14 protein-coding genes are annotated in these 12,654 nt (G+C 67.9%); 5 read left to right on the top strand and 9 right to left on the bottom strand.

Annotated features, from left to right (window positions below):
* Positions 1 to 16: 16 nt before the first annotated feature.
* Both fmt and truA read left to right on the top strand, forming a co-directional pair.
* Entirely contained in the window at positions 17 to 940 is a 924-nt protein-coding gene (gene fmt / locus GGR11_RS11900) for a methionyl-tRNA formyltransferase (RefSeq protein ID WP_183197260.1), read from the top strand.
* Complete coding sequence (gene truA, locus GGR11_RS11895; protein WP_183197258.1) at positions 940 to 1,683, top strand: tRNA pseudouridine(38-40) synthase TruA; 744 nt, start codon at positions 940 to 942, stop codon at positions 1,681 to 1,683. Before fmt ends, truA begins: the two co-directional genes overlap by 1 nt.
* Positions 1,684 to 1,701: 18 nt before the next feature.
* Here the strand turns inward: truA and GGR11_RS11890 are convergent, their stop codons facing one another.
* From GGR11_RS11890 to GGR11_RS11870, 5 genes are all read right to left on the bottom strand, one after another.
* Positions 1,702 to 2,745, bottom strand: a complete 1,044-nt coding sequence (locus tag GGR11_RS11890; protein ID WP_183197256.1) for an aspartate-semialdehyde dehydrogenase — start codon at positions 2,743 to 2,745, stop codon at positions 1,702 to 1,704.
* A gap of 535 nt (positions 2,746 to 3,280) precedes the next feature.
* Entirely contained in the window at positions 3,281 to 4,894 is a 1,614-nt protein-coding gene (locus GGR11_RS11885) for an NAD(P)/FAD-dependent oxidoreductase (RefSeq protein ID WP_183197254.1), read from the bottom strand.
* Positions 4,895 to 5,170: 276 nt separating this feature from the next.
* Entirely contained in the window at positions 5,171 to 6,388 is a 1,218-nt protein-coding gene (fabB, locus tag GGR11_RS11880; RefSeq protein WP_183197252.1) for a beta-ketoacyl-ACP synthase I, read from the bottom strand.
* 77 nt (positions 6,389 to 6,465) lie between these two features.
* Positions 6,466 to 7,002 (bottom strand): 3-hydroxyacyl-[acyl-carrier-protein] dehydratase FabA, encoded by a 537-nt coding sequence (gene fabA, locus GGR11_RS11875; RefSeq protein WP_008263519.1) that lies wholly within the window; start codon positions 7,000 to 7,002, stop codon positions 6,466 to 6,468.
* 77 nt (positions 7,003 to 7,079) lie between these two features.
* Positions 7,080 to 7,652: an SH3 domain-containing protein gene (locus GGR11_RS11870; RefSeq protein ID WP_343051126.1), complete on the bottom strand. Its 573-nt coding sequence runs from the start codon at positions 7,650 to 7,652 to the stop codon at positions 7,080 to 7,082.
* A gap of 65 nt (positions 7,653 to 7,717) precedes the next feature.
* Here GGR11_RS11870 and GGR11_RS11865 point away from each other — a divergent pair, with 65 nt between their 5' ends.
* Positions 7,718 to 8,704, top strand: coding sequence for a 2-hydroxyacid dehydrogenase (locus GGR11_RS11865; RefSeq protein WP_183197250.1), 987 nt, complete (start codon positions 7,718 to 7,720; stop codon positions 8,702 to 8,704).
* Here GGR11_RS11865 and GGR11_RS11860 read toward each other — a convergent pair.
* The gene (locus GGR11_RS11860; protein WP_183197248.1) at positions 8,701 to 9,906 is read right to left on the bottom strand and encodes a DUF6880 family protein; all 1,206 of its coding nucleotides are present in this window, start codon (positions 9,904 to 9,906) and stop codon (positions 8,701 to 8,703) included. The two genes, GGR11_RS11865 and GGR11_RS11860, sit on opposite strands and share 4 nt — an antisense overlap.
* Positions 9,907 to 10,025: 119 nt before the next feature.
* Here GGR11_RS11860 and GGR11_RS11855 point away from each other — a divergent pair, with 119 nt between their 5' ends.
* Positions 10,026 to 10,277, top strand: a complete 252-nt coding sequence (locus GGR11_RS11855; RefSeq protein WP_183197246.1) for a hypothetical protein — start codon at positions 10,026 to 10,028, stop codon at positions 10,275 to 10,277.
* Positions 10,278 to 10,280: 3 nt separating this feature from the next.
* Here GGR11_RS11855 and GGR11_RS11850 read toward each other — a convergent pair whose 3' ends face one another.
* The 3 genes from GGR11_RS11850 to GGR11_RS11840 form a co-directional block, all read right to left on the bottom strand.
* Positions 10,281 to 11,018, bottom strand: coding sequence for a HesA/MoeB/ThiF family protein (locus GGR11_RS11850; RefSeq protein ID WP_183197244.1), 738 nt, complete (start codon positions 11,016 to 11,018; stop codon positions 10,281 to 10,283).
* A 38-nt stretch (positions 11,019 to 11,056) separates the two neighbouring features.
* Complete coding sequence (locus tag GGR11_RS11845) at positions 11,057 to 11,467, bottom strand: BLUF domain-containing protein (protein ID WP_183197242.1); 411 nt, start codon at positions 11,465 to 11,467, stop codon at positions 11,057 to 11,059.
* Positions 11,468 to 11,548: 81 nt separating this feature from the next.
* On the bottom strand, positions 11,549 to 11,959 hold the full coding sequence (locus GGR11_RS11840) for a BLUF domain-containing protein (protein ID WP_183197240.1): 411 nt from the start codon (positions 11,957 to 11,959) through the stop codon (positions 11,549 to 11,551).
* A 132-nt stretch (positions 11,960 to 12,091) separates the two neighbouring features.
* Between GGR11_RS11840 and hslV the strand changes: the two genes are divergently transcribed.
* Positions 12,092 to 12,646 (top strand): ATP-dependent protease subunit HslV, encoded by a 555-nt coding sequence (gene hslV / locus GGR11_RS11835; protein ID WP_183197238.1) that lies wholly within the window; start codon positions 12,092 to 12,094, stop codon positions 12,644 to 12,646.
* Positions 12,647 to 12,654: the final 8 nt, after the last annotated feature.

The raw sequence follows: 12,654 nt of genomic DNA, 5'->3' as shown, positions 1-12,654 counted from the left end.
CTCTAAAGGCGTGCCCATGCGCCTTGCCTTCATGGGAACTCCCGATTTCGCCGTGCCGTCCCTGGCCGAGCTTCTCGCCTCGGGCCACGAGATCGTCGCCGTCTATTCGCAGCCGCCGCGCCCCAAGGGCCGGGGCCAGAAGCTGACGCCGTCGCCGGTTCACGCCTTCGCCGAGACCATGGGTCTGCCGGTCTTCACGCCTGAAAGCATGAAGTCGCCCGAGGCCGTCGCCGACTTCCAGAGCCTGGACCTCGACGCCGCCTGCGTCGTCGCCTACGGCCAGATTCTGAACGCCGAGGTGCTGGCCGCGCCCCGGCTGGGCTGTCTGAACCTCCATGGCTCGCTGCTGCCCCGCTGGCGCGGCGCGGCGCCGATCCAGAGGGCGATCATGGCCGGGGACGCCGAGACCGGGGTTCAGATCATGCAGATGAGCCTGGGCCTGGACGAAGGCCCGATCCTGCTGGGCGAGGTGATGGACATCCGGCCCGACGACACGGCCGCCAGCCTGTCCGAACGCATGGCCCATGTCGGCGCCGGCCTGTGGCCCCGCGCCCTGGCCGCCATTGACCGCGGCGGCGTCACGCCCACCGAACAGGTCGGCGAACCGACCTATGCCAGGAAGATCACCCCCGCCGAGGCCCGCATCGACTGGACCCGTTCGGCGGCCGAGGTGGACGCCCATATCCGCGGCCTGTCGCCCTTCCCCGGCGCCTGGTTCGAGGCGCCGTCTGAAGCGGGGCCGGTTCGGATCAAGGCCCTGCTGTCGGCCCTGGCCGACGGCTCTGGCACGCCCGGCGCGACGCTGGACGACGCCCTGACCGTGGCCTGCGGGACCGGCGCCGTGCGCCTGATCCGGGTTCAGCGCGAGGGCAAGGCGGCGCAGTCGGCCGAGGAGATGCTGCGGGGCTTTGCCCTGCCGGCCGGGACCGTGCTCGGCTGATGCCGCGCTACAAGCTGACCCTCGAATACGACGGCACGGCCTATAACGGCTTTCAGGCCCAGGCGGACCAGCCGACGGTCCAGGGCGCGGTCGAGGCCGCCATACTGGCCTTTTCGGGCGAGCATATCCGCATCGCTGCGGCGGGCCGCACCGACACCGGCGTTCACGCCACGGCCCAGGTCATCCATGCCGATCTGGAGCGCGACTGGCCGGTAGACACCGTCCTGAACGCCATCAACGCCCATCTGATCAAACAGGACGTCTGCGTCCTGTCGGCCGAATACGCGCCCGATCCCGACTGGCACGCGCGGTTCTCGGCCACCGGCCGGGGCTATCTGTACCGGATCCTGAACCGTCGGCCCCAGCCGGTGCTGGAGCGGGACCGGGTCTGGCACGTCAAGAAGACCCTGGACGCCGAGGCCATGCACCACGCCGCCCAGGTCCTTGTCGGCCTGCACGACTTCACCACCTTCCGCGACGTGGGCTGCCAGTCCAAGTCGCCGGTCAAGACCCTGGACGTCGCCCGCGTCTCCCGCTTCGGCGAGGAGGTGCATCTGGTCTTCCAGGCCCGCAGCTTCCTGCACCGCCAGGTCCGGTCGATGGCCGGCACCCTGGTCGAGGTGGGGCTGGGCCGCTGGACCGCCCATGACGTCAAGGCGGCGCTGGAGGCGAAGGACCGCGCCCGGTGCGGCCCCGTCGCCCCGTCGGCGGGGCTCTATCTCAGCGGCGTGCGCTACGACTGAACCCCGCCTGGGATCGGGTCAGCCGCGCTGCTGGACTAGAACCTCGGCGATCTGCACCGCGTTCAGGGCCGCGCCCTTCCTCAGATTGTCGTTGGAGACGAACAGGGCCAGACCGTACTCGACGGTCGGATCGGGGCGCACCCGGCCGACGAAGACCGGATCCTGACCCGCAGCCTCCAGCGGGTTCGGCACGGCGGTGACGACCACGCCCGGCGCCTGGGCCAGCAGTTCCAAAGCCTGCGTCACCGACAGCGCCCGCTCGAACTCGGCGTTGATCGACAGGGAGTGGCCGGTGAAGACCGGCACCCGGACGCAGGTGCCCGAGACCGGCAGGCCAGGGATTTCCAGGATCTTGCGGCTCTCGTCGCGCAGCTTCAGCTCCTCGTCGGTATAGCCGTCCTCGCCGAGCGTGTAGTTCAGGGCCACGACATTGGCGGCGATCGGCACGACCCACTTCTCAGGCGCGCCGAAGTCCACGGCCCCGCCGTCGCGGGCCAGGGCCGCGCCCTGCCCCACGGCCGCGCGCGACTGCTCATCAAGCACGCGAATGCCCTCGACCCCGCCGCCCGAGACGGCCTGATAGGTCGAGACCGTCAGACGCTTCAGGCCCGCCGCGTCGTGCAGGGGCTTCAGCACCGGCATGGCGGCCATGGTGGTGCAGTTGGGGTTGGCTATGATCCCCTTGGGCAGGTTCGCCAGGGCGTGGGGGTTCACCTCGGCGACCACCAGCGGCACCTGAGGGTCGGAGCGCCAGGCGGACGAGTTGTCGATCACCACCGCCCCGGCGGCGGCGACCTTGGGCGCCAGGGCCTTGGACGTGTCGCCGCCGGCCGAGAAGAAGACGATGTCCAGACCGGCGTAGTCGGCGCTGGCCGCATCCTCGACCACGATGTCGGTCTCCCCGAAGCGAACCGTCTTGCCCGCCGACCGGACCGAGGCGAACAGGCGCAGCGAGGCCAGCGGGAAGTTCCGCTCGGCCAGCAGGCCACGCATCATCTCACCGACGAGGCCGGTGGCGCCGACGATGCCGACGTGAGGGGGATTGGACGGGGAAAAGGACATTCAGGCGTCTCCTGGAAGGATGGAGGCGCGGGGTTCAGCCGGATCGACCGCCCCGCGCATCGGCGGGGCTTGGGATCGGGCTTCGGCGCTTCAGACCGCGCACATACCCGAAACCGCCCCGCCGCAGCGGGTGGTTTTCGAGGTAATCGCTTTGGTCATGGGCCGGGTCACGGCGACGCTCTCTAGGGGCAAGGATCATCCCTGTAAACAGCCATTTGGAGACAAGACCGGCGCCGCGCATAGTTTTGAGGGCTCAACGCGCAAAAATCCGTCATTCCGCCCCTGAAACGACGGGGATGGAGGCATCGGCAAGACCCAGAGGGTTTGCGCCAGAAGCATGCGTAACTGTTGGACAGGCGAGCAAGGCGGCATGCCTTTCGCCTAACGCTGCATTAGGCGAAACTCAACTGAGAGTAGACGTCTGCTCCGCTCCCTCTGACGAGGTCCGGATTGTCGCACGATGGCGGCTGCTACGCTCCAGTAGCCGCCGGCCAAGGGCATCCAAAAAGCTGACGGCGAGGATCGTGGGCGCTGTCTACGCCGCCACCTTCGCGACCATCGACCGAGCGACGGCTTCGGCCACCTTAATGCCGTCGACGGCGGCCGACAGGATGCCGCCCGCATAGCCGGCGCCTTCGCCGGCAGGGAACAGGCCGCGCACGTTCAGGCTCTGAAAGTCCGCGCCGCGGGTCATTCGGATCGGGGATGAACTTCGGGTTTCGACGCCCGTCAGAACCGCCTGGGCGTCGTCGTAGCGGGCGATCTTGCGGCCGAAGACAGGCAGGGCCTCGCGCATTGCGGCGATCACATAGTCGGGCATCAGCGGCGCCAGGTCGGTTGGGCGCACACCGGGTTTGTAGCTGGGAACAACCTCCCCCAGCGCGGTCGAGGCGCGGCCCTGCATGAAATCGCCGACCAGCTGGCCCGGCGCGAAATAGTCCCCGCCGCCGGCCACATAGGCGCGGGTCTCCAGCTCCCGTTGCAGTTCGATGCCCGCCAGCGGATGGTCGCTCGGATAATCCTCCGGCGAGATGCCGACCACGAAGCCGGAGTTGGCGTTCCGCTCGTTGCGCGAATATTGGCTCATGCCGTTGGTCACGACGCGGCCCGGCTCGCTGGTGGCCGCGACCACGGTGCCGCCCGGGCACATGCAGAAGCTGTAGACGGTGCGACCGTTGCTGCAATGGTGCGAAAGCGTATAGGCCGCCGCGCCAAGATCGGGGTGGCCGGCGCAAGGACCGAACATCGCCCGATCGATCCACGACTGCGGATGCTCGATGCGGAAACCGACCGAGAACGACTTGGCCTCGATATGGACGCCACGGTCGTAGAGGGTCTGGAAGGTGTCGCGCGACGAATGGCCGATGGCGAAGACCACGTGATCGGCCTCCAGCGTCTCGCCGGTGTGCAGGCGCACGCCCCGGAGGGCGCCCTTGTCGAGATCGATGTCGGTGACCCGATGCTCGAAGCGGTATTCGCCGCCGAGGGCTTCGATCTTCTCGCGCATGGCCTCGACCATGGTCACCAGGCGGAAGGTGCCGATGTGCGGGTGGGCCTCGGTGAGGATTTCCGCCGGCGCCCCGGCCGCGACGAATTCGGTCAACACCTTGCGGGCCAGGAAACGCGGATCCTTGATCTGGCTGTAGAGCTTGCCGTCGGAGAAGGTGCCCGCGCCGCCCTCGCCGAACTGCACGTTGGATTCCGGGTCCAACCTGCCTCTCCGCCACAGGTCCCAGGTGTCCTTAGTCCGCTCCCGAACCACTTTTCCGCGGTCGAGGATGATCGGCTTGAACCCCATCTCGGCCAGGATCAGCCCGGCGAACAAGCCGCACGGCCCGGCCCCGATCACGACCGGCCGCAGGCGATCGGTCTTGGGCGCGACAGCGACCGGGCGATAGGCGACGTCTGGCGTCGGCGCCACGTGCACGTCGTCCGCAAAACGGGCCAGCACCGCCGATTCGTCCCTCACCTCGACGTCGAAGATGTAGACTTTCAGAATCGCGGACTTCCGGCGGGCGTCGTGCGCCCGCTTCCATATCGACCAAGAGATAAGATCGTGCGGCGGCACGCCCAAGCGGGCGGCGATCGCGGCGGGCAAGGCCTCCGGCGGGTGGTCGAGGGGCAGCTTGAGTTCTGACAGGCGCAACATCCGGGCCGTTCTAGCCGCTCGCGACGCCAAACGCATGAGGCAAGATTCAAAGGGCGGCGCCGGGAACCACGCCGCTGATGGAAGCGATCAGGGCCTGAAACGATAGCAATCTGCGCCTCAATGCCTGATCCGGTTCAAACCGGCTCCGCACGTTTTCACACAGCCTCAGTCAGAAGCGGTCGTCACGGTCGCGCGTGCATGCCCGACAGGTGGAAGGCCAGCAGGGCGCGAACCGCCTCCCCGCTCAGATCGTCCACCCGCAGGGCGAACAGGGGCTCAGACCTTGGACAGGATCAGCGTGCCGTTGGTGCCGCCGAAGCCGAAGCTATTGGACATGACGTGAGTCAGTTCGCCCTCGCGGCGCTGACGCAGGATCGGCATGCCCTCGAAGGCCGGATCCAGGGTCTCGATATGGGCGCTCTCGGCGGCGAAGCCGTTCTGCATCATCAACAGGCAGTAGATGGCTTCCTGGGCGCCCGCCGCGCCGAGCGAGTGGCCCGTCAGCGACTTGGTCGAGGAGATCATCGGCATCTGGTCGCCGAAGACGGCGCGCACGGCCTCCATTTCCTTGGAGTCGCCGACCGGGGTCGAGGTGCCGTGCGGGTTCAGATAGTCGATCCGGGGATTGCCGGCCTGTTCCAGCGCGATCTTCATGCAGCGCTGGGCGCCCTCGCCCGAGGGGGCGACCATGTCGTAGCCGTCGGAATTGGCGCCATAGCCGGTGACTTCGGCCAGAATGGTCGCGCCGCGGGCCTTGGCCCGCTCGTATTCTTCCAGCACGACGATGCCGGCGCCGCCGGCGATGACGAAGCCGTCGCGGTTGACGTCATAGGCCCGCGAGGCGACGGACGGGGTCTCGTTGAAGTCGGATGACATGGCGCCCATGGCGTCGAACATGTTCGACATGGACCAGTCGATGTCCTCGCAGCCGCCGGCGAAGACCACGTCCTGCTTGCCCCACTGGATCTGTTCGACCCCGGCGCCGATGCAGTGGGCGGAGGTCGCGCAGGCAGAGCTGATCGAATAGTTGACGCCGCGCATCTGGAACCAGGTGGACAGGACGGCCGAAGGGCCGGACGCCATGGCTTTCGGCACGGCGAACGGGCCGATCCGCTTGGGCGAGGTCTTCTCGATGGTGGTCGCCGCCGCCTGGAGGATCACCTGGGTCGAGGGGCCGCCCTCGCCGACGATCAGGCCGATGCGGTCGTCGCGAATCTCTTCGGCCGTCATGCCCGACGACTTCAGCGCCTCTTCAAAGGCGATGTGGGCCCAGGCCGTGCCGTTGGCCAGGAAGCGTGCGGCGCGGCGGTCGATCAGTTCTTCCCACGGGCCGATCTTGGGCGGGGCCCAGACCTGGCTGCGGAAGCCGTATTTGGCGTGATCGGGGGCATGGACGACGCCCGAACGGGCCTCGCGCAGGGACTGGGTCACCTCTTCGGCGCCATGGCCGATGGAAGAGACGATGCCCAGGCCGGTGACGACGACACGACGCATGGTGTTTCCTTCTTAAGCTTCTCGACCCGAGCTTCTCGAGCGGGGGCCTTCCGCGCTGTCCGCGGTTATATAGGGGTTTAGGCGCCCGCTTGCTCATCCTTGGCGGCGCCAAAGAGTCCCACACGCATGTCGTTGCAGGTGTAGATGACCTCGCCGTCGGCCTCCAGCACGCCGTCGGCGATGCCCATGACCAGTTTGCGATTGATGACCCGCTTCAGGTTGATCTTGTAGACTACCTTCTTGATGTCCGGCGTGACCTGGCCCGTGAACTTGACCTCGCCGACGCCCAGGGCGCGGCCGCGGCCCGGGCCGCCGATCCAGCCCAGATAGAAGCCGACCAGCTGCCACATGGCGTCCAGGCCCAGGCAGCCGGGCATGACCGGGTCGCCGATGAAGTGGCACTGGAAGAACCAGAGCTCGGGATTGATGTCGAGTTCGGCCTCGACATAGCCCTTGCCGTGGGCGCCGCCATCGGCCGAGATCTGGGTGATCCGGTCGAACATGAGCATGGGCGGGGCGGGCAGTTGGGCGTTGCCGGGACCGAACAGTTCGCCGCGCCCGGAGGCGAGCAGGGCCTCGTGATCGAAGGACGAGGGATATTGGGACTGGGTCAAGGCGGTTCCGTTACGTCTGCTGTTGCTGGCGGGTTACACGACCGCGCGACTTCGCTCAACACCAAGGGTTACGGCGGTCAGTCCCGACCGGTCCCGGCGGGGCGGTTGGCGTTGCACAGCGCCCTCTGCTGGGTTCCAAACACCGCCCGTTCCTGGACCCAGCCGCGCAGGCGCCGCGCCCGCACCTGGCACCAGCCGTCCTCGCATTCGTCCAGCGTCACCAACGAGCGGGGCGACAGGCGCGCCCGCACGGCCGAGGCCTGGGACTTGCCGGCGTGGATCATCACTTCTTCGGGCGAGGTGTTGAAGACGGACCGGCGGCCCGACGACACCGTGCGGTGGATCCAGGCCACTGCCCCGTCCGGATCGCAGATCTTGCGCCATTCGGTCGTCTCGGCGATCACCTGCACCGGCAGGCCGGCGGCGCGATATTCCCACAGGATTGGATAATCCAGCCCCGGCCCCTGGCGCGCACGGACGTGCGACGACTTCAGCGATATCCAGCGCGGCACCTCCAGCCCAGTCGGCGTGGGGCGGCCATCGGGCATGGTCGCGCCCGCGCCGGCCATGAGGCCCACGCCCAGAATGGCCAGGGCGAGGGCGCTGCGGCGTCGCAGGCTTTGGAAGATGGCGGAGGCTTTGCTAGACACTGGATGGAACGACCCGTCGCGCGGGCTTTCGATCCTGAATCGCCGCCCGCTAACCAAGGCCCGCAATGTCCGTCCGCAAGCTTAAGGTCGTATTAACCAGACGCCTGCCCGACGCGGTCGAGACGCGGATGCGCGAACTATTCGACGCCGAACTGAACCTGAAGGACCAGCCGATGGACCGGGCGGCGCTTCAGGCGGCGGTTCAGCGCGCCGAGGTTCTGGTCCCCACCATCACCGACGTCATCGACGCCGACCTGATCAACGGCGCAGGCGATCAACTGAAGATGATCGCCAACTTCGGCGCAGGGGTGGACCATATCGACGTCGATGCGGCCGTGGCGCGCAGCATTATCGTCACCAACACCCCCGGCGTCCTGACCGAGGACACCGCCGACCTGGCCATGAGCCTGATCCTGGCCGTCAGCCGCCGCATCGTCGAGGGCGCCCAGGTGGTGGCCGAGGGACGGTTCGAGGGCTGGACCCCGACCTGGATGTGCGGCCGCAAACTGTGGGGCAAGCGACTGGGCATCGTGGGCATGGGCCGGATCGGCCAGGCCCTGGCCCGACGCGCCAGGGCCTTCGGCCTGCAGGTCCACTATCACAATAGGAAACCCGTCTCCGCCCTGATCGAGGAAGAACTGGGCGCGACCTACTGGGACGATCTGGACCAGATGCTGGCCCGGATGGACATCATCTCTCTGAACTGCCCGGCGACGAAGGACACGCATCATCTGCTGTCCGCCGAACGCCTGGCCCGGCTTCAGCCCCACGCCATACTGATCAACACCGCGCGGGGCGATCTGATCGACGAGGCGGCCCTGTCCCAGGCCGTGGCGACCCGGTCCCTGTCCGGCGTTGGCCTGGACGTGTTCGAGAACGAGCCGGCCATCCACCCCGGCCTGCTGGGCCAGCCGAACGTCGTCCTTCTGCCCCACCTGGGCTCGGCGACGCTGGAGGCCCGCCAGGACATGGGCGACCGGGTCATCGCCAATGTCATGACCTACCAGAACGGCCACCGCCCGCCTGACCGGGTCATCCCGGCGATGCTTTAGGGCGCGGCCAGCAGCCGTTCGGCGGCGTCGGGATATTTCTGCGCCAGCCGCGCGGCCCAGTCGGCCTTGAGCGGCAGAGACGTGCGGGCCTGACCGATGCGGCGCTCAACCAGGGCGGCGGCTTCGCGGTGGGCGGGCCAGTCCATCAGGAAGCCCAAAGCGGTCTCGAAATCGGCGTGGGTCGCGGCATGGGCCAGGGCGCGGTCTAGCGCCTCGACATCGTCGAAATCGGGCAGGCGGGCGAGATAGTCCCGTAAGGCCGACGCCGACAGGTCGCGCTCGAACATGGCCCAGCGCAGATCCTGGGCCTCGGCCTTGCGCCCCTCGGCGTCGAGCAGATCGATGGAGGCCGCCTCCCAGGCGGGGGTCAGGATCGGCGGACCCGCAGACGGCGACCGGCCGAAGGTAAAGCGCCGGTTCGCCGCCGACGGCTTCAGCGCCGCCTCCAGGGCCTGTCGCGCCTCGGCGATCCGACCGGCGGCCAGCAACCGCCGCGCCGCCGCCGCCGCGAAGTCCGGCGATCCCTGTTCATCCGGCGTGACCAAGGACAGCCAAAGATCCAGGTCCTCGGCCCGGTCCGCCAGTCGCCGGATCGCCGTCCGCGCGCCGCGCACACCTAAACTGGTGTCCAGCACGGCCAGCAGAGCCCGCGCCAGTTCCGGGGTCAGGGCCTCGCCCGCCGCGTCGATCCAGCGGGCGTAGTCGAGCGGATGGCGTTCGATGGCGGCGGCCACACGTTCCATCGCCGCCTGATCCATGAGGGCCGTCTGAGCGAGGGTCCAGAGATCGGGCGCAGCCGCGTCGAAGGCGGCCGTCATCTCGCCGCGCGGATCCTTGACCCGCAGCGTCAAACCGCGAAACAGGTCGAACCAGGCGATCATCCGGTCCAGCCCGGCGACGGGCGCGATCGGCGCCAGGTCGTCCACCACCGCACGGCGCAACATGTAGAGGTCGCGCAGCAGGTCCGGCCGCTTGCGCCAGGACACCCGCGCCCGTCCGACCGCCAGAGCCGTCAGCCGCTTGTCCAGCTCGACCGTCAGGGGCTCCTCCCCCGCCTCGGCCGCCAGCACCAGCCGCAGACGACGCTTCAACAAGGCGTCGCCGTCCGCCGCCTGCATCAGCAGATCGCCCAGCCGATCCGCCCCCAGGGACGCCAGACTGGCGGCGCTCAGACGTTTGGGCGAGGCGGGACGTCGGGCCATCGGGTCTCCTTTTCACAAGTCTGTCGAACCGGACTCACACGGCTGTCGAAAACCACGGGCAGGGGAGGAACCGCCGCGAGCGAGCTTCGTTTCCGGCGACCTGTCTGAGGAAGCGTGCGTTGGACTCCTACTATTGTATCGTCAACCTGCCGGGCGTTCCGGTGCGTGACATCTGTGTTCTGGGCGCGAGCCACGACTCGGCGGCGAATCAGGCTCTGGCCGAACTCGCCCGGACCTGGGTCGGATTCGAGACCCTTTATCTGTACTGCGGCGAGCGGCTGGTGACGGTGCTCAGCAATCCGGCCCTGGGCTTCGCCCCGCCCATCCCGGACCTGGATCTGGCCGACGTCCGTTTCGCCACGGCCGCCTGAGGGTCAGCCGCCGCAAACCGGGCACTGGGGGTCGGCCGTCACCCGCACCGTCCGCGCCGTCGCCGCCAGACCGTCGTACAGCATCAGCCGCCCGGCCAGAGCCTCGCCAGCCCCCGTGATCAGCTTGATCGTCTCCAGCGCCGCCATCGATCCGACCACGCCCGCCAGGGCGCCGACCACGCCGACACGGGCGCAGGTCTCGGCGTCCGGCGGAACCTCGGGCACCAGGCACTGGTAACAGGGCCGACCGGCGAACACCCCCACCTGGCCGCTCCATCTCCCCAGCGCACCCGAAACCAGAGGCTTGCCGGCCGCCACGCAGGCGGCGTTGACGATCAGCCGGGTCTCGAAATCGTCGGTCCCGTCCAGCACGATGTCGAAGCCGTCGATCCGCTCGGCCGCATTGGCCGGCGTCAGCCGTTCGGCGAAGGTCTGGATCGTCACATGCGGGTTCAGCCCGCCCAGGCGTTCGGCGGCCGCTTCGACCTTGGGCCGGCCCACCTCGGGCGTGGAAAAGGCGATCTGGCGCTGCAGGTTCGACAAACCCACCACGTCGTCGTCGATCAGGCCCAACGTCCCGACGCCGGCTGCGGCCAGATAGAGGGCCGCCGGCGCGCCCACGCCGCCGGCCCCGACAATCAGCACCCGCGCGCGCTTCAAGGCCTGCTGGCCCGGCCCCCCGATCTCGGACAGGACCAGATGGCGGGCGTAGCGTTCGACTTCGTCTTCAGAGAAAACCATGCCCTTCTCTAGCGAGGGGCAGGCTTAGGCGCGAGGCCTCAGGAAACGGCGGCCAGGCTCCGGCTCGCCTCCGACACGATCCTGTCGGCGCTCGCGCTCGCGCTCGGATGGTCCAGCCCCTCGGACAGCAGGCGCTCCAACCCCGGCGACGCGTCCATCTGGGCCATGGCCCAACCCGGGAACAGGCGCTGATCGATCACAAGGTCGGCGAGGATGCGGATATTGGTGTGGCGTCGATCGGCGCGCAGCCGGCCCAGCAACCGATCCAGATCGACCCGCGCGCCCTCAATGGCCTGAAAGAACCGGCCGTCGTGGCGCATCAGCACCCCGGTCACATGATCCCGGCGATTGTTCCGGTCCGACGCGCCGATGATGTCGATCAGGGGCAGCAGGCCCACGCCCGCGTCGCCCACGGCGTCGCTGACATAGACAATACGGAACAAACTCATTGATTACTCTTACGCTTTTACAATTTACAGCCACAGGACCGAAGTAAGGCCATAGAGTTAACGAAACACGCAGGAAAGGCGTCAGACCGCACAGCTTGAGACACGCAATCCGTCGCAGGACAACAGCCGCTCCAGCACCGAGGCGGCGAGCTGGTCCAGTCGGCGACCGCCCAGATATTCGCCCGCCTGATGAGGCGACATGGCGTTGAGCTTGACCGGCTCGGCCACGCGACGGTGAACGATGGGGCGATCCTCGACGACCTTGAGATTCCGGTGCCTGCGGTCTGAAAGAAGGCGCGCGATCAACCGATCGACGTCCGCGCGCATGCCCTCCAGCATCATGGCCGCCCGGCCTTCATGAAACATCATGGCGCTGCCGATCATGTCCCGACGATTGTTGCGTTCGGACGCACCGAGAATGTCAGCCAGCATCAGCGGAGATTGTTCAATCGCGCCGACCGTTTCACTCACTAGAAGCACGCGATAGAGCAATTTTATATCTCCCTTGGCGGATTATGCAGTTAAGAATGGCGCGTTATAGTGGGAACTAGGGTGTAAATATGACACCGGTATCCAAAAAGGACCACTCTTGATCGGCGGCGGCCGTCTCGCCATCTGCGGATCATGACTCAATCGAATTTTCCCGACTGGCACGGCACCACCATTCTGGCGGTGCGCAAGAACGGCCGCACCGTCATCGCGGGCGACGGCCAAGTCTCGATGGGACCGACCATCGTCAAGGGCGCGGCGCGCAAGGTGCGCACCCTGGCGGGCGGCAAGGTTCTGGCGGGCTTCGCCGGCGCCACGGCCGACGCCTTCACCCTGATCGAACGGCTGGAAGCGAAGCTGGAGCAGTATCCGGACCAGTTGGCGCGGGCCTGCGTCGACCTGGCCAAGGACTGGCGCACCGACCGCTATCTGCGTCGGCTGGAGGCCATGCTTCTGGTCGCGGACAAGTCGTCGATCTTCACCGTCACCGGCGTCGGCGACGTGCTGGAGCCTGAACACGGGGTCGCCGCCGTCGGCTCGGGGGGCAACTACGCCCTGTCGGCCGCGCGAGCCCTGATCGAGGAGACCGACCTCGACGCCGAACAGGTCGCCCGCAAGGCGATGAAGATCGCCGCCGAGATCTGCGTCTACACCAACGGCAATCTGACGGTGGAGACGCTGGAGGCCTGATCGGCCTG

The sequence above is a fragment of the Brevundimonas mediterranea genome (assembly GCF_014196125.1).
In the GTDB taxonomy this organism is placed as follows: Bacteria; Pseudomonadota; Alphaproteobacteria; order Caulobacterales; family Caulobacteraceae; genus Brevundimonas; species Brevundimonas mediterranea.
The sequence above is the reverse complement of the archived record's forward strand: the minus strand, read 5'-3'. Positions and strand labels throughout refer to the sequence as shown.